Genomic DNA, 22798 nt, shown 5'->3' on the forward strand with positions numbered 1-22798 from the left:
CTCCCGTCCTTCCCGTCGCGGTGGCTACTGGTCGCGCGGCCGCTCGACGAGCACCACCTCCGCGGTGTGCTCCTCACCATCTCGAATGTACGTCACCGTGATCTGGTCGCCCACCGAGCGGTTGCGGACCTCGAGGACGAGGTCACTCATGGAGTCAATGGCGACGTCGTCGATGCGGACGATGACGTCGTCGGGCTGCAGGCCCCCCTCCGCCGCCGGCGTGTCGGGCTGGACGAGCTCGACGTAGGCGCCTTCCTCGACGCCGAGTCGCTCCGCGAGCTGGTCGGACAGGTCGCCCCCCTGCACCCCGAGCAGCGGGTGGCGGACGAAGCCCTCCGCGATGAGCTCGTCGGCGATCGCGACCGCGGTGTTCGAGGGGATCGCGAAGCCCACCCCGGCGTTGGCGGGAGCGCCACCGGTCGTGAGGATGGCCGAGTTGATGCCGATGAGTCGGGCGTCGCCTCCGACCAGCGGGCCTCCCGAGTTGCCGGGGTTGATCGGCGCGTCGGTCTGGATGACGTTGAACATGGTCATGGGGGCCCGGCCGGGGCCGCTCACGGGGATGTCGCGGTTGAGCGCGCTCACCACCCCGGAGGTGACGGTTCCCTCCAGGCCGAACGGGCTGCCGACGGCGACCGCGAGCTCGCCGATGGCGAGGGCGGAGGAGTCCCCGACCTGGATCGCCGGCAGGCCCGTGCGGTCGACGCGGACGACGGCGAGGTCGTTGGCCGGGTCGGTGCCGACGACCTCCGCGTCGAGCCGTGAGCCGTCGGCGAGCACCACCTCGACCGATTCGGCGCCTTCCACGACGTGGTTGTTCGTGATGATGTGGCCGTCGGAGCGGTAGATGACCCCCGACCCGTTGCCCGCTCCCGGGCCGAACGGACCGTTGCCCTCGACGTCGACCTGCACGACGGTCGGCACGACGGCGGCGGCGATGGCGGCGACCCGGTCGACCCCGTCGGTCGTCTCCAGGGCGGGCGCGAACACCTCGCCGCCGTCGCCCACCGGCTGGACCGCGGGAGGGACGTCCGGGCTGCGGCGGTCCATGTAGGCGACCATCGTGCCGCTGCCGATGAGCGCGCCGGCGAGCGCAGCCATGAGCGCGACGACCGTGACGCGCACGCCCCGGGACCGGCGGCGGCGCCCGGCGGCACCGGACCCGGTCGGTCCGGACGGGATCCGCGGATAGGGCACCGGCCCGGACCGCTCCGCGGGCCGCGGGGGCGCGGGCAGCCGGAGGGTCGGGGCGTCGGGACGGGCGAGGTCGTCGGTCATGTCCAGGGGGTCCTCGGTGCGCGCAGTGCCGGCCGGTGCGGTCTCTAGGGTGACACCCACTCCCACAGCCTCGCGAGGCCGCGGCGCAGTCGGTGGGGCAGGGTGGGCGCCTGCGGGCGAGGCAGTGACCGCGCGATCGCGACGAACTCCCGAGGCGGGGCGTCACCCACGAGGGAGAACGTCGTGCCCGATGCTTCCCAGACCAGCCGCTGGGGAACCGCGCCCGCCCATTCGTAGGCGGGCCAGCCCAGGTCGTCGGCGGGTTGCGCGCCGTCGGGCAGCGACGCCCAGTCGGGTCGGCCCTGCTGCTGGAACAGCGACACGGTGTAGAGCCCGTCACGGTAGACGAGATGCAGCGGCTGGCTGTCCGACCCGTCCACCGCGTACACCCCGACGGGCTCGTAGCCTCCCGGCAGCGAGGGGGGCACCGTCCATCCGGCCTCGCGCAGCGCAGTGAGCGCGCGGTCGTCGACCGGGGTGATGGCGCGGCTGCGCCGCTCCAGCGAGTCGCCGTCGTCGTCGCGTGCCGCCCGTATGCCCGCCCGCGCCGCGGTTCCCGGCCGCAGGTCGAGGGAGAGGTACGCGACGAGGCGCAGCCGGCGGGAACCCTCGTAGGACTCGCGGCGCAGCACGAGGCCGCTGTCGTCGTCCACCCAGAGCCGCTCGCGCAGGCTGCCGTTGCCGCGGCGGCGCACCTCCAGGCGGGTGCAGGGACGGTCGAGCAGGCGGTCCTCGCCGGCGAGGGCGACCTCGTACTTCTCCTCGAGGGCACGCAGGGCCGCGTCCGGGCGGCCGGAGTCGACGGGGGGCAGGGGGGTGAGCCACCCCTGACGGTGGTCGACCATGTCGCCGCCCTCCTCGCCGAGACGCACGGTGAAGTCGTCGGGGGAGGACACCGTCAGGGTGTCGCGGTCGCGCAGCACGCGCGACAGGGCCACGTGGGGGTCACCGTCGGCCCAGACGATCCACAGCGCCTCCCCGGTGTAGCGGCGTTCCTGCGACGCCTCCCAGGCCCGCTGGAGCACCGGGCGCCACCCGTCGGCGTCAGGCGCCGGCCGCGGTTGGGCGCGCGCGGGGCCCGGTGCGGACGCCCCGGCGGCCGAGGCGAGGAGCAGGGCCGCTCCCGTGGCACCCACGGCGAGCGCGAGGCTCCACCTGCCGCGACGCCGCCCGCCGCCGATCACCGGCGGCCGTCGACGACCACCGGCGTGGACAGCGGCCCTCCGACCGTGTGGACGATGTGGTCGGCGACGTAGAGGTCCATCGGCACGTTGACGAGGCGGTCCTCGGGCGAGGAGCCGCCGCCCAGCGCGAACGCCGCGCCCCCGAGCATGCCCGCGACGACGGCCAGCGCCGCCGCAACCACCCGGCCGCCGGTGACGGCGAGTGCCGGGCCCTGCCGGCGGGGACCGGCGCCCGAGCGGGTCAGGTCGGGCAGGAGGTCGACGCCGTCGGGCAGGCGGCGAACCGGCAGGTTGCGGACGAGCATCCGGGTGCGCCCGAGGCTCTCGACCTCGGCACGGCAGGCCGCGCAGCCGGCGAGGTGCGCCTCGACGAAGGCACGCCCGTCGTCGTCGAGCATGCCGTCGAGCCACGCCGAGTGCAGGGGCGCCGCCGCCGCACAGTCGTCACTCATCGCCGCTGGCCCCCCGCGTGCGCGCACGGTCGGCGGCCTCGCGCTCGAGGAAGTCACGCAGCTGCCTGCGGCCGCGGTGGATGCGCGAGCGCACCGTTCCTGTCGGCCAGCCGGTCGCCTCGGTGATCTCGTCGTAGGACAGCCCCTCAACGTCGCAGAGGACCACGGCGAGACGGAACGGCTGGGACAGCTCGGCCAGGCCGCGTTCGAGGTTTGCCTCCAGGGTCCTTCGGTCCACGAGCTCCGCCGGGCCGGGCTCCTCGGAGACGGGGGTACGCCACTCCTCCTCGGGGAGGGTCTCGAGCCGCACCCGCTTGCGGCGGCGGACCTGGTCGAGGAAGAGGTTCTTCGTGATGCGGTACAGCCAGCCGTCGAAGGTGCCCGGCTGGTAGCGGTCGAGGTTGCCGTAGACGCGCACGAACACCTCTTGGGTGAGGTCCGCCGCGTCGTCGACATCGCCCGTGAGGCGGTAGGCGACGTTGTAGATCTTGTCGCCATAGCGCTCCGCCACCTCGTCCCACGACGGGCGCGGGTCGGGGCGGTGGACGTCGTCGTGGTGGGCTGGGGGCGCCACGGCACCTCCTCGGGCTGCCGGCGGCCACTTGACCGGCAGCGGCAAGACCATCCTAGTGCGCACCACGTCTCCTTCCCCGCCGGGCGCCCGGTCACCGGCGTCGGTGCCCGACGGCCCGCTAGGCTGTCGAACGCCGTGCGGGACCCCCGAGGTTCCCCGGAGGCGGCGAGAGGAGACGAGCGGTGCACACCGACGAGCGCATCACCGCCTACGTGCGCAGCTTCGACGAGCCGGAGGACGAGCCGCTGCGGGCCGCGAGGGCGCGCAGCGAGGAGGCCGACATCCCCGCAGTGTCACCCGAGACCGGCGCGCTGCTGCGCTTCTTCGCCCGGCTCATTAGCGCCCGCCACGTCGTGGAGGTCGGCTCCGGCGGCGGCTACAGCGGCATCTGGCTGCTCGGCGGCATGGACCCGCGGGGGGCGCTCACCACCATCGAGGTGGACCCCGACAACCAGGCGCTCGCCCAGCGCGCCTTCGGGGAGGCGGGGGTGTCGGACCGGGTGCGCTCGATGCGGGGCGCGGCGCTCGAGGTGCTGCCCAAGCTCGCCGACAGCCACTACGACATCGTCTTCCTCGACGCGGTCAAGGCGGAGTACCCCGCCTACCTCGAGCACGCCCGCCGCCTCCTGCGCCCGGGCGGCCTCCTGCTCGCCGACAACGTCCTGTGGCACGGCACGGTGCCCGACCCCTCCGTCAGCGACCCCGACACCGCCGGTATGCGGGCCTTCAACGACGCGGTCCGCGACGACCCCGCGTTCACCGCCACAATCGTGGCGATCGGCGACGGCGTGCTCGCCGGCGCCTACCACCCCGGCGACGGGCGATGAGCGTCTGGTGCCTCACGACGTCGCCGGACAACCTCGCCGCGACCGCCGCATCCGCGCCTGCTACGAGGACCGACTACGAGGTCGTGCGCGCAGCCCTGGCGGAGGCTGCGGGAGGCTCGCAGTGGTCGTCGGTCGCCGGGTTTCCTGTCCGGGGAGGCCGGCACGGCGGGGTCAGGCAGGGAAGAAGCGGAACTTCGTGGAGAGCTCGGCGGAGAAGGCCATGATGACCGCGAGGTAGAACATGCCGGTCGCGGCCTGGATGGAGCGCCCTCCCTCCTGCGCGAGCTTCCAGACGAAGCCGGCGATGAGCGCGCAGATGGCGACGAGCCCGACGGCGAGCATGACGCTGAAGCCGGGCACGACGAGCACGGGCGAGAAGCCCCCGCCCATGTCGGGCGCCGGGTTGCGCGCCGACAGGGCCGCGGCGCCGACGGCCGCCACGACGCCGGCGACGTACCACCAGGCGCCGCGGATCATGTAGGCGTTGCTGAGGCGCCGCTCCACGAGGTACCAGTGGCCGAGCAGAAGCCCGAAGACCGTGGAGCCGAGGAACAGCGACCCGAGCGCGAGCTCGGCGACGGCCAGGCCCGGCTGGGCGCCATGGACGACGCCGAACAGCACGAGCGACGCGACGCCGGCCGCGGCCCCGGCGAGACCTACGGCGCGCGACAGCGCCTCCTGACGGGCGAGCAGGAGGACCTGCCAGACGACGAGCAGCGCCGCGAAGGCGCCGAGGGCGGTGACCTCCGGGCCGGCGACCTGGCCGCGGGTGATCGCCCAGGCCCCCGCGGCGCACAGCGCGAGCGTCGACCCGGTGAGCACGAAGAAGCCCCTGCGCACGGCACCCCACACGCCGCTGGCCCACAGCACCACCGCCCCGCCCACGGCGGCTTCGAGCAGGATGACGGACATGACCCCGAGCGGGCCGGACATCGGACTCCTCGCACAACGACCGTTGGCACAGGCGGTTGCCCACACCGGATGGGGTCCATACTGCCAGCGGCCGACAGGACCGGCGAACCCCCGAGCAGGAGCGCACATGAACGACTACCCAGAGTGCCGACCGGGGCGTCGCGCGAAGGTCAGCCTCGAGGTGACCGAGGGCGACACCGCGGCGGCGATGGGCTCGGGGGACGTCCCGGTGCTCGCGACCCCACGGGTGCTCGCGCTGGCCGAGCAGGCCTCCGTGCAGGCCCTCGGCAGCTGCCTGCCCGAGGGCAAGACGAGCGTCGGCGCGTGGGTGGAGCTCGAGCACCTGCTGCCGAGCCACGTCGGGGAGACGGTCACCGCCGAAGCGGTCCTGCTCGGCGTCCACGGTCGGCGCCTCGAGTTCTCCATCTCGGTGAGGTCCGGGGAGGAGGAGGTCGCCCACTGCCGCCACCGCCGGGTGCTCGTCAGCCGCAGCCGCTTCGAGGCGCCCCAGCCCGTCGGGGAGCGCAGCTCGGTCGCGCCCCAGCTGCCGTTGAAGGGGCAGCGGTGATGCGGCGGGCGGTTCAGCCGCGACGCTGCAGGTAGCGCGCGAGCATGCGCACGCCCGCGCCGGTCGCTCCCTTCGCGGTCGTGAACGCGTCGCCCTCCTCGCTGAACGCCGGCCCGGCGATGTCGAGGTGTGCCCACGGCCGCCCGCCGGTGAACTCCTTCAGGAACAGCCCGGCGACGACCGTCCCGGCCTCGCGCCCCTTCCCGACGTTCTTGAGGTCGGCTACCTCGCTCTTCAGGTGCTCGGCGTACTCCTGGGGCAGCGGCAGGTGCCAGACCTTCTCCCCCGTCGCGGCAGCGGCCTCCTGGAGCGCGCGCAGGAGGTCGTCGTCGGTGCCCATGAGCCCGGCGATCTTGGACCCGAGGGCGACGATCTGCGCGCCGGTCAGCGTCGCGAGGTCGATGATCGCGTCGGGCTCGCGTTCCGCGGCGTAGGCGAGCGCGTCGGCGAGCACGAGGCGGCCCTCGGCGTCGGTGTTCATGACCTCGACGGTCGTCCCGTTGTAGTGGGTGAGGACGTCGGAGACGCGGATGGCCGCCCCCGACGGCATGTTCTCCGCCAGCGCGACGAGTCCGGTGACCTTCGTCGCCACGCCCAGACTGCCGAGCACCGACATGGCGCCAACCACCGCCGCGGCCCCGCTCATGTCGGACTTCATCGTCGTCATGCCCGAGGTCGGCTTCAGCGACAGCCCGCCGGAGTCGAACGTGATGCCCTTGCCGACGAGGGCGACGTGGCCGCTCGCCGCACTCGGCTCGTAGGTCAGCTCGACGAGGCGGGGCGGCTCGCTCGACCCCTGCCCCACCCCGAGGATGCCGCCGAAGCCTCCTTCCGCGAGAGCCCGCTCGTCGAGCACCCGGATCCCGAGGCCGCACTCCGCGGCGATCTCGGCGATGCGGTCGGCCAGCGCGGGCGGGCGCTTGGCGAACGGCGGGGTGTTCACGAGGTCGCGTGCGAGGATCACCCCGCCCGCGACGATCGCGCCAGCCGTCACCCCCGCCTCCACCGCGCCGCCGTCGAGCCCCGACCCCGTGAGGATGCGGATCGCCTCGAGCGACGGCGTGTCGGCCTTCTTCGACCGGTAGCGGGTGTAGGCGTAGGCGCCCAGGGCGGCGCCTTCGGTGGCCGCCTGCGCGGCGGCGGCCGCGTCCTCGCCGACCGGGGTGTCGCCCGGGACGACGATCGCAAGGATCGAGTTCTTCGTCGCGTTGCGCGCCGCCGCGCCCGCCGCCTTGCGCAGGGTGTCGAGCGTGACGTCGTCCGGGGCGCCAAGACCGACGACGAGCAGGACCGGCGCACTCGCCCGGCTGCGCGTGGGCACCCGTGCCACGGCGCCGAGCTCGCCGTCGAACGCGACGCCGGCGAGCCAGCCCGCGAGGTCGATCTCGAGCGTCTCCCCGACCGCTATGGCGTCGGCACCGAGCACCGGCCCGTCCTCGCCGCGCGTGGCGAACACCGCCAAGGCGTCGGCCTCGACGGCTCCGGGGGCCTGCGGCGAGAACGCGAACGTCGGCATGCGAAGAGCCCTCTCGGCTGGCGGTCGAACCTGGCTGGCGGCGGGGGCCGAGTCTAGCCGCCAACCGCGGGTAGCCCCGACCGGGCACTACACTCGCGCGTCATGGGACCGGCCAACGATGCGGCAGGCGGGTTCACGCCTACGGCCGTGGACCTCCGCGACTACGTGTACTTCCAGGAGGCGGGCCCCGCGACGCGACGGGTGTTCGCCACCGACGTCGTCGCCGTCGACCTCACCGGGTTCGAGCCGAAGCAGGAGACCGAGGTCCGCGCGTTTCGCACCGCCGACGCGGTGTACACGGTGCTCGGCGGCCGGGCCTGGGTGGTCACCGACGAGGCGGAGGTGACGCTCGAGCCGCTGCAGTCGCTCATGGTCCCCGCGGGGGTGCCGCACGCGGTGCGCAACGACGCCCCCGACCCGCTCATCCTCCAGATCGTCGTCAGCCCGCCCGACGACGTGCCGGCGCCCCCCGCAGGACCGGCGGAGCCACCGGGGGCAGGCGGGCGGGAGCCGAGGGCGTCGCTGCTCGACCGGGTGCGCCGGACGCTCGGGGGCTGAGGGCCGCGCGGCGTCCTGCCGGCACGGCCGGAGTCCTCCGCTGCCTGCCATCAGCGCGGGCGCGGCACGAGGTCGAAGTGCCCCGACAGCGCGCCGTCGGGGAGCTCGAGACGCATGCGCCCGGCGTAGCGACGGTCCTCCTCCACGACGGTGACCGCGAGGGCGCCGCCTACCGCGCGTTGGCGGAAGTCTTCACCGACGAGCACCTCCACGACAACGACATCACGGACGGCGTCGCACGCGCGCCCCGAGCAGCCCGGGTCGTCCACGGGGACCGTGCGGCCCGCGACGAGCGCTCCGGGGTTGCGGATCGCGATGGTGACCGGACCGCCCCGAAGGTCACGCGACACGACGCAGAGGTCGCGGCCCGTGCCGACAGGGCCACCGCAGTCGCCGAAGACGAGATCCGGCGAGCCGTCGCTGACCGCCACCTGGGCCCCCGCGAGCGTGCCGGACAGCTGCAGTCCTGCCCGTCCGTCGCGGGGCTGGGGTGTCCGCGGCTGCTCGCCGGTGCCGCACGCGACGAGCAGTGCGGCGGCGGACAGCAGCGCGAGCGCGCGTGGGACGCGACTCAGCTGTTGTCGTCGAACACGCGGCTTTGGGTGATGTCCTCCGTCGTGATGAGCATGAGGTCGCGCTTGCCGACCTTCTCCCCGCCCCCGGAGAGCAACCGGCTGGCCTGACGCAACCGCGCCCGCTCGAGCGCGTTGCGGACGCTCCGCGCGTTCGCGAAGCGCAGGCTGCTCCATGCGACGCTCGAGGTACTCGAGGAAGACCTCGCGCGCCTCGGGCGTCAACTCGTAGTTCTCCTGGTCGAGCATGAGATCACCGATCTGGATGAGCTCCTCACAAGGTGGCCCTTGCGGATGTAACCGAAGCCGTGGAGCAGTTCGGCCATGCGCATCGCCACGGTCGTCTTGCCCGTCCCGGGGCTGCCGGTGAACGACATGCCGGCCGCCGGTAGCCCACGCTTCGGACGCATGTTGCGTCCTGGTGGCTGGATCAGGTCAGCCGGTGAGGGTCCGGCCCGGTCATGGTGGTGCGGGGTGACGACCGGGCGGGGACGCTGGCGAGAGCACGGCGGCGATCGCCAGAGGGTGCCACCTTCAGCCCCGGAGGATCCGCCTCCCTTCGGCCGTCGCCTTCAGGCTGCCGCCGGGCCCCACCATCGATCTCGCCAGTGCGAGGGCAGTCGGGCCAAGCGGTTTACCCGAGTAGGAAACCAGGTGCCACGGCCGCTCGATGGGGGTGAAGGGACAGTCCCACACAGAGATGGATCCCTGGGAGATGCGGTCGGCAGCGGCGTCGAGTGCGATCAACCCGACCCCCAGCCCCATCGCCACACCTCGCTCGATGGCGGCGTTGGAGCCGAGGACCATCTTGGGCGGATCGATGCCCAGCTCGTCGAGCAGGGAGTCGACCGCAGCGCGCGTCCCAGATCCCGGTTCGCGCAGCAACCAGGTCTCGCGCGCCAGGTCGTGCACCGCATCGCCGTCCCGTGGCGTCCCCAAGGCGGGGCCGACGACGACGAGTCGGTTCTCGCCACGGGCCAGGGTATCCGCCGGGACGGCTACCGGCGGACGCCCGGCGACGACGAGGTCCGCTTGGTGGTGACGCAAGGCCTCCCACACGGTGGTGCGGTTCCCGACCTTGATGGTCACACCTGTTTGGGGATGCTGCTCGCGAAAGCGGGCGACGACGGGCAGGAGCACACGCTCGGCCGCCGTGGCCACGGCGACGAGGCGAACGATGCCGTTTGCCGGGTCTTCGATGCTGCGGGCGCGACGGGAGCCTTGTTCAAGAAGGCCGAGGCTGGTGCGTACGTCGTCGGCGAAGGCCGCTCCGGCCGTGGTGAGGCGGAGGCCGCGGCCGTGGCGGGCGACGAGTGCCACACCCAGCTCCCGCTCGAGGTTGGCCACCGCGGCCGAGACGGCTGGCTGCGACACGAAGAGGGATTCGGCTGCGATCTGGACCGACCCCGCGTCCGCCACCGCGAGGAACGTGCGGAGCTGCCTCAACGTCATAGCCATGGGTGCTCAAAAGTCAATCGTTCAGGGCGCACCCGCCACGGCGTCGATGAACAGCTCGATGAGGCCGCCAGCGGGGCTTGCCGGGAGAGGTCGAGCGGCTTGCCCACATCGCCGCGTCGACGACAGGCCGGGGAGACAGTTGTCCCGCGTGCCACTATGGAGCGGAACGTGCCGTCGTGCCTGTCCTCGAGCCGGCGCCGGAGGCCCGTGACGAGCGCGACCCTGTTTTCGGGCACGACGGTGATGGGCATGGACGGGCCGGCACGGTGGGAGGCAGGCATTCCCAGCTCATCGAACCTCGAGCGATGCGTTGGTGTGATCCACGCCATCGTCGGCGGGACGCCACGTCGTCCACGTGCCGCCCGGGCTGCGGATGGACCAGGGCTCGTGCCCGTGCGAACGGCCGGCCACGGTGATCCACTTCCCGCCGATCAGTTCCTGGAGCACCTGGTTGCGCTGGATGATCGCATCGGTGCGCTCAAGGGGCGCCTGGATGATCGCGAGCAGGCGCAGCGGTTCGTGCATGCGACGCTCTCCAACGCCCACCGCCTGCGCGGGGAGGCCGACCTGGAGGTCGCCCCCCTCGCCGAGGCCGACGCCGATGCCGCCCACCGGGTTGTGCAGCGTCTTGTCTCCCGCGCCGAACTGGTCGGGATCGACCGACGAGAAGTAGTACTGAGCGGAGATCCACTGGCCGACGACGAGCGGCGCGGTGAGGATCGTCTCCAGGGCGCTGCCGTCGCCATCGCCCTCCGCATCGTAGGAGTGCAGGAACACGCGACATGCCAGGTCGAGTCCGGCGGTGAGCGAGCGGGGTCCGACGACGAACGCAGCATTGCCGGCGAGCCCCCACTCAGGACGCACCTGCGCCCAGTCGTACCCGCGGACCCGGACCTTCCGGGGATCTCCCGGGAGCCGCCTGGCGCGCTCGCGTGCGAGCCGTTCACCGGCCACCGCGACGTCCCGCTCGAAGGCTGCGACCAGCCGTTCGTGGCTGTCCGGTACGGCCTCGCGGTCGAGAACGGTCACTTCGTCGGAGGCGGTGTCGTGCTGGGCGGCAACGAAGAGGGTGTCGTCGGGCACCGTGATGCCTCGCTCTTTGAGCCCGGCACGGACCCCAGGGTCGTTGAGGATGGCCACTGCCACTCGGGCGCTGGGCCCACCGGGGGCGCCGCCGCACGCGCCGCAGTCATAGGAGGATGCGTGCGGGTTGTTGACGTTGTGGCTGCCGTGCCCGCAGAACACGACGAGCCGGGCGAAGCGGGTCAAGCCCATGGTCCGGACGATGCTGTCGGCGAAGGAGACCCGCTCCCCGAGCGCCAAGCCGGAGCTGCCGTCGCGTTCCGCCTCGACAACCGGGCGTGTCTGCGGGGAGGCTAGTCGGCGCGTCATCAGCGTCAGGCGACGCGCCAAGCCTGGTGCCAGCGTCCTGGCCGCGGCCACGGGACCCATGAGGTAACCCGCCGCCTCGGCGAGCACGAACGGACCGTCCAGGCTCTCTTTGGGGGCGTGGAAGGTCTCCCGTGCTGCGCCGGCGGCTCGCCGGGTGGTGAGGTAGCCGAGGGCGCTGTCAGGGACGAGCGGCTGCTCGGCGACCTCGTGGTCAGCCGTCAGCAGCGGAGGGCAGCGCGGCTGGCTCACCGTCGACCCCAGCTGCCGCCAGCGCACGGGAACGCCGAAGAACCCGGCGAACCCCATGGTCTCGTAGGGGCCGCATGTCTCCAGGTGCCGTTCCAGGCCCTCCGAGCGCACGTCGATGCAGAATGCCGCTTGCACGTCCGGCCGCTCGGTCGCCGGGCCGGGGTCCGGGCGGCTCAGCAGCCCCAGCAGACGATCGCGGAAGTTGCCCTCCTGCGCCTCGAGCCACAGCGACTTCCGTATCGACGGCGGCACCTGCTGCAGGACGTCACGCACGGCGGAGGTGGCGGAGGGATCGTCGGAGGTGGTGCCGAGAGCGGCGAGCACCGCCGTCACCCGGTGCTCGAGGAGGTTCTCGACCATCTGGTTCTCGTGCTGCGGGGGCTGCCGGCCCGGGCCCAGCGCTGGGCCGCCCTGAGGGTCGACGCCGGTCAGCGACGGGCGGGGGAGCGCAGCTGCGCCATGGGCCGCCGTTGCCGTGGCGGCCACCTGCGCGGCGAGCAGGTCCACGAGGCGCAACGGGGGACGATCGTGGTCGGGCGGAGCCCACTCGTCGTACCAGCGCGCGTACCCGGCCCAGCCCGGAAGCCGGCCGAGGTGCTCGCGAAGGGCGTCGACGCGATCGCCGTCGTCGACATCCAGCGCGTCGAGGGAGGCGGCGAGTGCCTCGACCGGATCGTCAGGTAGTTGGGCCAGCCACTGCATGCCGGTCGGGCCAGCGAGGCGCCGGAGCCGCCGGTCGTGTCGCGCGAGCTCTCGCCACGCACGGAAGAACCCGTGCTCGCGGCGGGGCATGGGCCATGGGACGCCGGTCTCGTCGACGAAGACTGCACACCACGCGGCCACGAGCCAGCTGACCGCTCGGACGGTCTCTACATTCGTACGGCCGACCCGATCGCCGGCGGTGTCCCGGGGCTTGTCGTCCGGTCCCACGAGCAGGTCCAAAAGGACGATCTCCACCGCATCGACCGTTCGCTCCCCGATCTCGAGGTTGGCCTGCGGCGCGAGCTTCGGGGCGACTTCGATGATGGCGTGCCGGAGATCGGCATCGGTGATGACCCCGCGCTCGTGGGCATCGCGGAACGCGGCGAGCGTCATGTGGGTGCGTGCCCGCAACCACCGGCGGGCGACGGCGGTGGCGTCGTCGAAGGGCAGGTGCTGCAGGCCGAGGAGGGGATTGACCGCCACGAAGCTGGTCAGCGGCCAGAGCGGAGCGATGATCTGCGCCGCTTTGGAGACATCGGCGAGGAGTTCGGTGTGGCGGGCAGATCGTCCGCGGCGGCCGTTGCTTCGGTTGCTCATGTGGATCGTGTCGATCGGGCCGGCTCCGGCTCCGTGCGCGGGTGAAACTGGCGGGATTCTGGCACGGGCGCTACCCCTGTCGAACTGCCTCGGGTCGTCAACGGGGCGGAGACGGGCGCCGAGGTGAGCACGAGTGCGTACATCCGGCTGCGCAGCGTGCGCATCCGCTCCCCTGGAGTGAGCCAGACGGCGGCGACCAGGAGCGCGATCGCCGCGAGCGTGGCAACGAGGAGAGTGGCGCTGACCGGCTCGGGAACCTCGGCGGGCGCCGCGCCAGCGACGAAGGTCTCCACGGCGGTCAGCCCACCGACGTAGGCGAACACTCCGGCGGCGCCACCGAGTGCCGCGCTTGCGACTGCCGGGACGGGCCGGAACGGCGCCGCGTGCAGCCACCCACTGACGGCCCGGGCTGCCGTCGCCCACGCGAACACCGTCATGAGCACAAACGCCGCCGTCGACAGGTGCGGCTGGAAGATCAGGTGCGCGGCCACAAGTGCCGCGGCCGGCACGAGCAGCGCGACGCCCAGCCGAACGCTCCGGGCGACGCCATGTGGGACAGGCCGTTGCTCGTGGCGGAGATGGTCCGTTACCGCGCTGCCGGCCCCGAGGAACAGCGCTGCCTTGTACATCCCGTGCCCGACGATGTGGAGCAACGCCGCGGAGAACGCTCCTATGGCCACCTGCACCGTCATGAACCCCATCTGCCCTGCCGTGGACCACGCCAGGTTCCCCTTCACGTCGCTGCGCACCAGCATCACGGTCGTCGCGTAACAGGCAGTGACGGCACCCGCTGCGTAGGCCATGTGCGTCGCCGCGGCCGACGACCCGAACACCGGAGCGAGTCGCACCAACAGCATGCCGGCGCCGTTGACCACGCCTGCGTGGAGCAGCGCTGACACCGGCGTGGGCGCTGCGATCGTGGACGGCAGCCACTGGTGCAGGGGTACGAGCGCGGACCGGGAAATGCCGGCAATGGTCAGGAGCACGGCGACCACCCACAACACGTTCCTACCGAGCACCGGGATCGACGCGTTCGCGAGCTCCTCGGCGGCCCGGGCCGGCCAGCGGAGGTCGAGCTCGCCGACGGAGACGACGGCGAGCAGAGTGGCCACCAAGAGCGCGGTGTCCCCCACCCAGAGCATGCGCAGGGTCCGCTGGGCCGAGCGCCGCGCCGGTGTCCAGGTGGCCCGGTGGGTGACCAGCCCAGCCAACGCGAGGCCGGCCAGGATCCAGGAGGCGGTCAGCAGGCTGAGGGTGGCGGCGAAGGCCACTGACGTCGTCGCCGCTGTCAGCAGCGAGGCCAGTGCGAAGAAGCGGCGCTCCCGCAGATCCATCTGCAGCTGGCGGCCGGCGAAGGACTGCACGACCCAGCCGACACCGGTGGTGAGCAAGCCCAACATTGCGGTGACGCGAGTTGCATGCAGGCCCACGAGCGCACCGCCATCGCCCCCCTCGACCACGGCTGCGATCGGTCCGTCCACAGCCACGACGACCATCACGACGACCGTCGCGGCGAACGCGGCAGAGGCCCCACGTACCGCCCATCGGGCGGACCGCTCTCCGACGGGGCGCGCGACGGCGATCGCCGCGGCGGCGATCGCGGGCAGCGCGGGGACGACGAGCACGAGCATCGCAGGCGGCGTCATCTCGACCGCGGCACCGTTCGCAGCAAACGCCGGACTGTCATTCGATCGTCAGGTGCTGCCTCGCCCGGCCCTGCGGTACCTCCCCGTTGCCACCCGACGTCGAGAGGCGGGAGATGTCGACCGCCACACCCAGCGCTCCTGCAGAGCGCGCTGCGCCAATGTCACCAGGCCCCAACCCCCCTTGCGCGTAGACGGGCAACGGGCTGGCCGCTACCAGCTCCTGCAGGCCGTCCCAACCCAGCGGCTGGTCTTCAGGGTGCGAAGCCGTGGGGAGAACCGGTGACACGAGGGCGACGTCGGCACCCACCGCTCTTGCCCGCTCGAGGTCCCGTGCGTTGTGAGCTGACACCGCCCACAGGCGCGTCGGCGGCCGCTCTATCAAGCCGGCCAGCGCGGCGGCGCTGCTGTGCAGCCCGCAGGCACCGGCCTGGCGTGCCTCGAGCGCCGTCCCGGACAGGAGGAGGCGCAGCCCGGTCCCCCGCCTGAGCTGGCGCAGCCGGCGGGTGAGCTGGACGCGCTGAGCCGGCGCGAGCTCCGACGCTCGCACGATCAGGAGCCGCAGGCCGGCGGCAACCAACGACGGGATCCTCGCCAGCAGCTCGTCAGGAGCGCCCGGCGCCCGGTTCACCCGAGCGACCGCCACCAGCTCGGGGAGCGCCAACGTCGCAAAGGCGAGCTCGTTGCTCGGCAGCAAGGGCCCCACCGTCGGGCGGGCGGGGTCCACCCATGCCAGCTGCTGGCCTTCCCTGCCGTTCGGCTCGCCCGACCACCGGCGCACGTGGAACCAGTGCAACCGCACCCGCTTGGCCGGGAAGTCGTGCTCGTAGACCCGCCAGGGCGCGAGTTCGAGGGCGCGTACGCCGACCTCCTCGAGCAGCTCGCGCGCCGCTGCTTGGGCCGCGCTCTCACCCGGATCGACCTGGCCCCCGGGGAGCTCCCAGAAGCCGGCCGCGTCCTTGCCGGCCTTGCGTTCTGCCAGCAACACGCGCCCGTCGGACGCGCGGAGCACGCCGACCGCCACGTCCACCACGGGACGACCCACGAGGGGGAGACGGCGGGAAGGCAGCATCAGTCCGGCCAGACGGGTAGCGGGTACAGCCCAGGAGATCGCCCTGGCGACTGCTTCTTCGCTCGGTCATCACGGTCCACTTGCCCGGTCTCCGTCGGAGGGGCCGAGTCCCCACCGTCATCCCTCGTCGGAGGTTCTTCGGCGACGGGTTCGCCGTCGGGGCCCAGGAGTTCGGTGCTGTCCTCCGTCGCCGCTTTCGTCGACTCCTCGCTCGCGGGGGTGGCAGCGCGGCGCCCCTTTTTGGCGGGGGCCATCTCAACCCGCCTTCACGGTGGCGAGTGCCTCGGCGCGGGCGGCGAACTCCCGTGCTGCCGCGCCGATGCCCGCTCCAGCCGAGCCATACACCGTGACGTTGACGTGTGTCCGGTTGAAGCTCAGATCCGGATAGAGCCCGGTCTCCTTCGACAGGCCCGCGAGCCGGTCGAGGTAGGCTCGTGTCTCAGGGTAGGCGGCGAACTCGAAGCGGCGGTACAGCGACGGTGGTCGCTCGACCTCCGTCCAGCCCTCCGGCCATCGGGATTCCGTGGTCAATCTGGTTCTCCTCGTCCGTGAAGGGGGATCCCGCAACGCCAGCCAGACTGGCGTTGCGGATCCCCGCCCAGCTGGGCGCCTGCGCTCAGCTCGCAGCCCCGGAGTGCCGCGGGGGAGCGAACAGCTCGTCTGGAGGACGCCTACACCGGTGCCACCTGGGTTTCGTGGGCGCCTTCGGGAAGGATCTGCTCCACCTCGCCGTGCGGCCGGGCGATGATGTGCGCGGCGGCCATGCCGTCGCCCACGCGCTCGCACGCATCAGCCCCGGCACGGACTGCGGCGTTGACCGCGCCCGTCTCGCCACGGACCAATACGGTGACGTAGCCGCCGCCGACGAACTGGCGGCCGATCAGCCGCACCTCTGAAGCCTTGGTCATGGCGTCGGCAGCCTCGATCGCCGGGACGAGTCCCCGGGTCTCGATCATGCCAAGGGCAATGCCCATAGTCTCGCTTCTTCCATTGTTGCTGGCCATCTGCTTCCTCCTTAGGTGAGTTAGCTCGGGTGGTACCGGGTGGGGGTGGACCGAGTCAGGCGCGCCAGCGCTCCTCGCTCCAGTGGTCGATGATTCCGCCGATGGTCAGGTCGGTGGTGATCGTCGGATCGCCGGTGGCATGGCGGGCCGCCGAGGTGCGCATGGTGATGACGAAGTCGCCCGGCTTTGCGCCGACCGGGTCGAGCGCCACTTCCAGGTCGCCGCCGTCGTCCTCGACCACCCGCAGCGACTTGCTTTGGAGCGGGGGGACTCGGCTGGTGGTGACGAGGTCGCGCACGACGCGGTGGATGTTCATCGTCGCCGCCCACCGGCCGCAGACGAGGCAGCCGACTCCACGGCGTGCAGCTGCGTTTCCTCGGCCTCCTCGTCTCCCGGACTCTCCTCGTCCCAGTAGTCGATGATGCCGACGATGGTGAGGTCGCTCGGGTAGTCCTTGTGGCCGGCGGCTTCGCGTGCCGCCGAGCTGCCCACGGCGATCACCCAGTCGCCGGGCTTGCAGCCGACGGGGTCGACCGCCACCTGCTTGCCTCCCTTCTGGTCCTGGACAACCAGGAGCCGGTGGAGTTCGAGGCCGCTGATGCGGGCGGTGGCGACCAGCGTGCCTTCGACGCAGAAGATCTTCATCGCCGTGCCTCCTTCGTTCGCGCTCCGGGTGGGCACGAGCCCGGCGGGGCGTCGCCCTCGGCCTCGACCACCTCCAGGCGCGACCTGTCTCGCGTTCGCACGACCCCTTGGGTGACGAGGCCAGCGGGGCCGGCCGCACCCGCATACCGGGCCTCGATCGCCGCGGCAAGGCGGCGAGCACGTGCGTGCGCCCTGGCGCTGGCGCCCGGGATGCGCTCGTCGTAGGCGACGTGCACGAGCACCGGCACCCCAACCCCGTGCGGCGCGTTCATACTCGCGAGCACCCGGATGCCGATGTCGAGGTCGGCGGCGCCTTCCTCGAGGGTGCTCATCTGCGCCTGGAAAGTGAGGTTGCGCAGCTGAACGTCGTCCATCGCGTCGCCGGCAACGATCAGCTTCTCGCCGTGGCCGGAATCCGCGTACCTTCCGCCGCTCCAGCCGAGCACCGCGTCGACCTCTCCGATGTTGTTCTTCAGCAGGTAGCCGCACAGCCAGCGCATGCCCTCGGTCGCGGCGTCGGCCGCGTCCACGCCGGCGCAGTCGGCGACCGCGTGGCGGATGAACTCCTTGGCGGCCTCGCGCTCGAGGCTCGCCGTCTGCTCGTAGAGCGTGGCGCTGGAGACGAAGCGGTCCACGTCGGTCCGACCGGCGGCATCGGGAACGTGGACGCGGATGGCGTCGGTGTCCGTGTCCACCCCGACGAGCAGCGTGGCCACGCTCGCCGCGCAGCACTGGGTGGACTCGACCGCACCCTCGAGCTCCTGGAGCCGCGCCAACAGTGCGGTCGCGGCGCGCTCGTCGTCACTGTCGAACGCGGCACAGCCCTCGTGGCGTGGGTCGACGCTGCTGAAGTGGTAGAGCCCGATCTTCAGGTAGCGCGTGGGCTCGCTGGCGTCGTTCGGCCAGCCCTCGCGCCAGCGTCGCAGCTCCACCGCTTCCCAGCGGTGCAGCGCGTCCTCGACGTCGAACATCGCGCCGACATACGCGTCCCGCCACACGACGACCGCGGGCGGCACCCGCAGGATGAAATCCACCGCCCCGGCGAGGCGCCCGTCAGCGCAGGCGGTGATGTCGACCGCGTGGAAGCCGAAACGCCGGATCAACACCTCGGCGCTCTCGCCCTCGTCGAGCAGCCGTGCGAGGTTCCGGTCGAACTCGCGCTCGACCAGGTTGCGGAAGGTCCCGAGCACGCAACGGGCGTGGATGCGACCGAGGTCCAGCGGTGTGCTCCAGGACGACTCGAGCTCAGCCGCCGGGATGTCGACCCTGAGCGAGTCGGCCAGCTCGCGATGCGCCTGTTCGGGGAAGCCGTCGTCAAACTGGCGCGGTGCCAGCCGGCGAAGGACGGGCTCGATGAGCGCGAACGCGGCCGCGATCTCCTCGGCCCGCTGCTTCAGGGCGGCGGTGAGCGCCGGCTCGGCCAGCGGATGCTCACCCGCTGGCAGGGTGAGCCCGTACGCCCCGTTCCGGACTGGCTGGCCCGGCGACGACGTCACCGTCGCCACCGCGCTCGAGCGTGGCCAGGCCGCAGCCTGGTCCCAGGGAGCACGGCAGCGCCCGTCGGGCTGGAGCAGGGACTTCATCCTTGGCCACCCCCGGAGACGGTGACCATTGCCGCCGCCTTCGGGTTCCAGCCGGAGCGGCCGGTGACCTTCTGGTCCTCGGGCGGTGCTCCGGGCGTGGCCAGGTGCCGGAACTTGAGCGCGCCCGCCCAGCCGTTGGGCTCGCCGCCGCCCTCGCTGGGGTTGCGCCCGGCTGCGATGTAGCCCTCGGTCCCGGTGACCCGGTCGTGGGCCGTCCAGGCGGCGGGGGAACCGGTGATCGGACGACCGTCGGTGCGCCCCTCGCCCGTGACCGCCGGTGGCTTGCCGTTACGGTTCAGCCGGGGCCGGAACAGGAACTCGTTGTTGCCGGTCACCTTGCCTTCGCCGACGGCGAAGGACCCGGTGATGGAGCCAGGCACGGTGGAAGCGGGCGGCGCCGCGTTGTCGGTCTCGGCGTCGTCGCTCTCCCTGCCTGCCAGGCGCCGCGCCAGGGCCCCCGGGAAGGGCTGCCAGCGGGCCCAGTCGTCGGCCGCCGGCTCCGCGGCCCGCAGATCGCCGTAGTAGGACGTGCCGGTGACAGTGTGCCGCTGGCCGCGCTCGGTGCCGGTGACCGCCTCGGCGGGCACGGGAAGGTCGCCGGTCACGGCCACACCTTCCGGCCTGGACGCGAGACGCTGGGCCGCGGACTCGCCCTCGTCGGGCTCGCACCAGCCGAAGATGGTGGATGGCCCCTGGTAAGGCGTGCCGGTCAGCGGGCGGCAGGCACCCGGCTCGTCGCCGGTGACGTTGGGGCGGTGCTCCACGCTGGGACCGGTGACGCGCTGGCCCCCCCAAGTCTGCGCCACCGTCACCTTGCCGGCGGTCACCGGGTCCAGACGCGCCCGGTTGAGGTGCGCGGCCGGCGCGGTACCGCCACCGGTGCCGCCGCACTCGCTGGAGTACGAGGAAAGGTCCTGGTACTGGTCGCCGGTGATCGGGCGGCAGACGCCGGCCTCGTTCCCGGTGACGCGCGCGCTGCGGCCGACGGCCGTGCCGGTGACGGCCAGCCCGCCGTCGGTGGTCGCCAGCCCGGGCCCGTCCCCGTGCGAGGCGGCTATTCCAGGCTGGATGACCGCGGTCGCTCCGTGCGGGTCGGCCCGGCGCGGGAACTGCGTGGAACGGTAGGCGCCGTCGCTGCGTGGGGTCAGGTCGTCGTCCAACTTCTGTTCGGCTTCGCCGGTGATGCGGAGGTGCTCGCCGGCCTCGTCACCGGTGATGGGCACCTTGCCGCGAACCGTGGTGCCGGAGACGACGAGGCCCTGGGGCGTGCGTACCAGCCCGACCTTCGGCCCAGCGCCCAACGCGGGGGCCGACCCGTCGGCCGCGACGTACTGCGTGCCCGACACCGGGAGCGCGGCGCCGGGCTCGTCGCCCGTGACCCGCACGCCCGGACCGATCCGCAGCCCGGTCACGCCCTGGCCGCCGTGGGTGGGCGACACGATCACCTTGGGCGGGTACCGGACCCCGCCCTCCCGCTGGGGCCTGCTGATCCCTGCGCTGCCGAGGCGGCTCGCCTCGGCGCGCCGAGCCCGGGCCTGCTCACGACCCGAGCCAACGCCGTCCACCTGCGGCTTCTCCGCGGCGGGCGGCGCGCCGGCACGGGGTGCAGCCGCCACCCCGTCACCGCCGCCGTCCAGCGCCTGCTTGCCCTGGGACAGCTGACGGCGGCGCTGCATGGAAAGCGCGCGGCCGAGGTGGGCGTCGGCCACGCCGGCGGTCGCGACCGCCGGCCCCCCCGGAGCCCCGTGCGCGCCGCTCGGAGCGCCCTGACCGCCGGCGGCGGCGGGCGGCGCGCCGGCGCCCGCGCCGGCCTCGCCGTCCAGCGCCTGCTTGCCCTGAGACAGCTGACGGCGGCGTTGCATGGAGAGGACGCGGCCGAGGTGGGCGTCGCCCACGCCGGCGGTCGCGACCGCCGGCCCCCCCGGAGCCCCTTGCGTGCCGTTCGACGCGCCTTGACCGTCGGCGGCGGCGGGCGACGCGCCGTCGCCGTCCAGCGCCCGCTTGCCCTGGGACATCTGGCGGCGGCGTTGCATGGAGAGGGCGCGGCCGAGGTGGACGTCGCCCACGCCGTCGGTCGCGACCGCCGTCCCCCTCGGAGCCCCTTGCGTGCCGTTCGACGCGCCTTGACCGGTGGCAGCGGCGGGCGGAGCCCCCGCGCCGTTGACCTGCAGGTTCTCCGCGGCGGGAGGCGCGCCGTTGCCGCTCAGCGCCTGCTTGCCCTGGGACAGCTGGCGGCGGCGCGACATCGCCGCGGTGCGGCCGTCACGGGCAGCATGTTGCAGCTCGGCCAGCTCACCGCTGTCGTCGGCTTGGACCGCGTACATTCCCATGCTCAGCCACCTCCGCCGCGGTGGACGATGAGAGCCGGCGCGACGGCGCCGGCTGCAGCGGCCGTCCGGTCACCGCCGCCGTTCAGCGCCTGCTTGGCGGGAGCACGGAGCTCGGCCTCCCGGAACCCGATGCGCACCCGCTCGTGCGCGGGCGCCAAAGCCGGCCGGCCGGCGGCGAGCGCTCGGCGCCGCGACATCGCCGCAGCGCGGCCCTGACGGGCAGCACCTCGGAGCGCGGCGGCGTAACCGCTGTCGGCGGTCTGGACCACGCGCATTCGCATTCTCAGCGGGCTCCATTGGAGCGGGCTCCATTGGAGCGGGCTCCATTGGACGCCCACTGCCCCAGGCCGGCATCAGCCCGGTGGACGATGAAGGCCGTGCCCTGACTCTGCATGTAGTTGTCGTAGCCGAGGAGGCGCACGTGGTGACCGGGATTGGCGCGGTGGCACTCGTCGAGCTCGGCCAGGACCTTGTCGACCGACCGCTCACCGAAGAGCGGGAGCTTCCACAGGTACCAGAAGTTCGAGAAGGACTTCTCGGGCTCCGTGTGTTCGATGGCCGGTATCCAGCCGGACTCGATGATGTACGCGATCTGGTAGCGGAGCCGCTCGGGCGTCATCGGTGGCAGGTAGGAGAAGGTCTCCACATGGCGCGGGGTGGGCGGGTAGGGCTCAACGTGCATTCAATCTCTCCTTGAGGGGAGGGTGAGGCGCCGAGGGGGTGGAACCCGCGACCAGTCCTTTGCGATCATGAGGTGGCTGCTCCCTCGAGCTTGTCCACGGTCTCGAACTCGAACTTGATCTCCTTCCAGGTCTCCATCGCCACCGCGAGCTCGGGGCTGTGGCGGGCCGCCTCGGTCAAGATCTCGCGACCCTCGAGTTCGACTTCCCGGCCCTGGTTCCGTGCCTCCACGCAGGCCTCGAGCGCCACCCGGTTGGCGTGGGCGCCGGCTGCGTTGCCCCACGGGTGGCCGAGCGTCCCGCCGCCGAACTGCAGGCAGGCGTCATCGCCGAAGATCGCCACCAGTGCGGGCATGTGCCAGACATGGATGCCTCCGGAGGCAACGGGAATCACGCCGGGCATCGATCCCCAGTCCTGGTCGAAGAAGATGCCGCGCCTGCGGTTCTCGGGCACGAAGGACTCCCGCAGGAGATCAATCCAGCCCATGGTGGCCTGGCGATCGCCCTCGAGCTTGCCGACCACGGTGCCGGCGTGGAGATGGTCGCCCCCGGACAGGCGCAGGCACTTGGCGATCACCCGGAAGTGGATGCCGTGCATGGGGTTGCGGTCGATCACCGCGTGCATGGCACGGTGGATGTGGAGCAGCATGCCGTTCTCGCGACACCAGTTCGCCAAACCCGTGTTGGCGGTGAAGCCGGCGGTGAGGAAGTCGTGCATGATGATCGGGGCGCCCAGCGACTTGGCGAACTCGGCCCGCTTGTACATCTCCTCCGGGGTGGACGCGGTGACGTTGAGGTAGTGGCCCTTGCGCTCGCCGGTCTCGGCCGTGGCCTTGTGTACCGCTTCCATCACGAATTCGAAGCGGTGGTTCCAGCGCATGAACGGCTGGCTGTTGATGTTCTCGTCGTCCTTGGTGAAGTCGAGCCCGCCTCGGAGGCACTCGTAGACGGCACGCCCGTAGTTCTTGGCCGACAGGCCGAGCTTGGGCTTGATCGTGCAGC

General features: G+C 72.6%; 24 protein-coding genes. 3 read left to right on the forward strand and 21 right to left on the reverse strand.

Going from position 1 to position 22798, the window contains the following annotated elements; translation table 11 throughout:
• Positions 1–24 precede the first annotated feature (24 nt).
• Genes VM324_06800 through VM324_06815 form a run of 4 tightly spaced genes read right to left on the reverse strand, consistent with a single transcriptional unit; the run spans position 25 to position 3488 of the window.
• Positions 25–1338: a trypsin-like peptidase domain-containing protein gene (locus VM324_06800; protein ID HVL98981.1), complete on the reverse strand. Its 1314-nt coding sequence runs from the start codon at positions 1336–1338 to the stop codon at positions 25–27.
• Complete coding sequence (locus VM324_06805) at positions 1323–2414, reverse strand: sigma-E factor regulatory protein RseB domain-containing protein (protein ID HVL98982.1); 1092 nt, start codon at positions 2412–2414, stop codon at positions 1323–1325. The genes VM324_06800 and VM324_06805 overlap by 16 nt, the downstream gene beginning before the upstream one ends.
• Positions 2415–2458: 44 nt before the next feature.
• Entirely contained in the window at positions 2459–2914 is a 456-nt protein-coding gene (locus tag VM324_06810; GenBank protein ID HVL98983.1) for a zf-HC2 domain-containing protein, read from the reverse strand.
• Positions 2907–3488 (reverse strand): sigma-70 family RNA polymerase sigma factor, encoded by a 582-nt coding sequence (locus tag VM324_06815; GenBank protein HVL98984.1) that lies wholly within the window; start codon positions 3486–3488, stop codon positions 2907–2909. Before VM324_06815 ends, VM324_06810 begins: the two co-directional genes overlap by 8 nt.
• Positions 3489–3670: 182 nt before the next feature.
• Between VM324_06815 and VM324_06820 the strand changes: the two genes are divergently transcribed.
• Positions 3671–4315: an O-methyltransferase gene (locus VM324_06820; GenBank protein HVL98985.1), complete on the forward strand. Its 645-nt coding sequence runs from the start codon at positions 3671–3673 to the stop codon at positions 4313–4315.
• 171 nt (positions 4316–4486) lie between these two features.
• Here the strand turns inward: VM324_06820 and VM324_06825 are convergent, their stop codons facing one another.
• Positions 4487–5248: a hypothetical protein gene (locus VM324_06825; protein HVL98986.1), complete on the reverse strand. Its 762-nt coding sequence runs from the start codon at positions 5246–5248 to the stop codon at positions 4487–4489.
• Positions 5249–5354: 106 nt separating this feature from the next.
• Between VM324_06825 and VM324_06830 the strand changes: the two genes are divergently transcribed.
• Complete coding sequence (locus tag VM324_06830) at positions 5355–5795, forward strand: hotdog domain-containing protein (protein HVL98987.1); 441 nt, start codon at positions 5355–5357, stop codon at positions 5793–5795.
• Positions 5796–5808: 13 nt separating this feature from the next.
• Here the strand turns inward: VM324_06830 and VM324_06835 are convergent, their stop codons facing one another.
• Positions 5809–7311 carry a leucyl aminopeptidase gene (locus VM324_06835; protein HVL98988.1) on the reverse strand — a complete coding sequence of 501 codons (1503 nt, stop codon included), beginning with the start codon at positions 7309–7311 and terminating at the stop codon, positions 5809–5811.
• 102 nt (positions 7312–7413) lie between these two features.
• Between VM324_06835 and VM324_06840 the strand changes: the two genes are divergently transcribed.
• Entirely contained in the window at positions 7414–7869 is a 456-nt protein-coding gene (locus VM324_06840; protein HVL98989.1) for a cupin domain-containing protein, read from the forward strand.
• Between the two features lie 50 nt (positions 7870–7919).
• On the opposite strand, the gene VM324_06845 is transcribed toward VM324_06840, so the two are convergent.
• The 15 genes from VM324_06845 to VM324_06915 form a co-directional block, all read right to left on the reverse strand.
• Complete coding sequence (locus tag VM324_06845; protein HVL98990.1) at positions 7920–8300, reverse strand: hypothetical protein; 381 nt, start codon at positions 8298–8300, stop codon at positions 7920–7922.
• A gap of 140 nt (positions 8301–8440) precedes the next feature.
• Entirely contained in the window at positions 8441–8608 is a 168-nt protein-coding gene (locus tag VM324_06850; GenBank protein ID HVL98991.1) for a hypothetical protein, read from the reverse strand.
• Positions 8609–8975: 367 nt separating this feature from the next.
• A complete protein-coding gene (locus tag VM324_06855) occupies positions 8976–9899 on the reverse strand; it encodes a LysR family transcriptional regulator (protein HVL98992.1) in 924 nt (307 codons plus the stop codon).
• A gap of 288 nt (positions 9900–10187) precedes the next feature.
• Positions 10188–12839, reverse strand: a complete 2652-nt coding sequence (locus VM324_06860; protein HVL98993.1) for a DUF2309 domain-containing protein — start codon at positions 12837–12839, stop codon at positions 10188–10190.
• On the reverse strand, positions 12836–14485 hold the full coding sequence (locus VM324_06865; protein HVL98994.1) for a proton-conducting transporter membrane subunit: 1650 nt from the start codon (positions 14483–14485) through the stop codon (positions 12836–12838). The genes VM324_06860 and VM324_06865 overlap by 4 nt, the downstream gene beginning before the upstream one ends.
• Before the next feature lie 37 nt (positions 14486–14522).
• On the reverse strand, positions 14523–15515 hold the full coding sequence (locus VM324_06870) for a Nudix family hydrolase (protein HVL98995.1): 993 nt from the start codon (positions 15513–15515) through the stop codon (positions 14523–14525).
• 294 nt (positions 15516–15809) lie between these two features.
• On the reverse strand, positions 15810–16085 hold the full coding sequence (locus VM324_06875) for a 4a-hydroxytetrahydrobiopterin dehydratase (GenBank protein ID HVL98996.1): 276 nt from the start codon (positions 16083–16085) through the stop codon (positions 15810–15812).
• 140 nt (positions 16086–16225) lie between these two features.
• Complete coding sequence (locus VM324_06880) at positions 16226–16558, reverse strand: BMC domain-containing protein (GenBank protein HVL98997.1); 333 nt, start codon at positions 16556–16558, stop codon at positions 16226–16228.
• Between the two features lie 55 nt (positions 16559–16613).
• Positions 16614–16874: a carboxysome peptide B gene (locus tag VM324_06885; GenBank protein HVL98998.1), complete on the reverse strand. Its 261-nt coding sequence runs from the start codon at positions 16872–16874 to the stop codon at positions 16614–16616.
• Complete coding sequence (locus tag VM324_06890) at positions 16871–17203, reverse strand: carboxysome peptide B (GenBank protein ID HVL98999.1); 333 nt, start codon at positions 17201–17203, stop codon at positions 16871–16873. Before VM324_06890 ends, VM324_06885 begins: the two co-directional genes overlap by 4 nt.
• Positions 17200–18786: a carboxysome shell carbonic anhydrase gene (locus VM324_06895; GenBank protein ID HVL99000.1), complete on the reverse strand. Its 1587-nt coding sequence runs from the start codon at positions 18784–18786 to the stop codon at positions 17200–17202. Before VM324_06895 ends, VM324_06890 begins: the two co-directional genes overlap by 4 nt.
• Positions 18783–21116: a CsoS2 family carboxysome shell protein gene (locus tag VM324_06900; protein ID HVL99001.1), complete on the reverse strand. Its 2334-nt coding sequence runs from the start codon at positions 21114–21116 to the stop codon at positions 18783–18785. The genes VM324_06895 and VM324_06900 overlap by 4 nt, the downstream gene beginning before the upstream one ends.
• A gap of 2 nt (positions 21117–21118) precedes the next feature.
• Positions 21119–21385, reverse strand: a complete 267-nt coding sequence (locus tag VM324_06905; GenBank protein ID HVL99002.1) for a hypothetical protein — start codon at positions 21383–21385, stop codon at positions 21119–21121.
• Positions 21386–21399: 14 nt separating this feature from the next.
• The gene (locus VM324_06910; GenBank protein HVL99003.1) at positions 21400–21798 is read right to left on the reverse strand and encodes a ribulose bisphosphate carboxylase small subunit; all 399 of its coding nucleotides are present in this window, start codon (positions 21796–21798) and stop codon (positions 21400–21402) included.
• Positions 21799–21863: 65 nt separating this feature from the next.
• A partial coding sequence (locus tag VM324_06915; GenBank protein HVL99004.1) for a form I ribulose bisphosphate carboxylase large subunit occupies positions 21864–22798 on the reverse strand: 935 nt, incomplete at its 5' end.

This window comes from Egibacteraceae bacterium (assembly GCA_035540635.1).
In the GTDB taxonomy this organism is placed as follows: domain Bacteria; phylum Actinomycetota; class Nitriliruptoria; order Euzebyales; family Egibacteraceae; genus DATLGH01.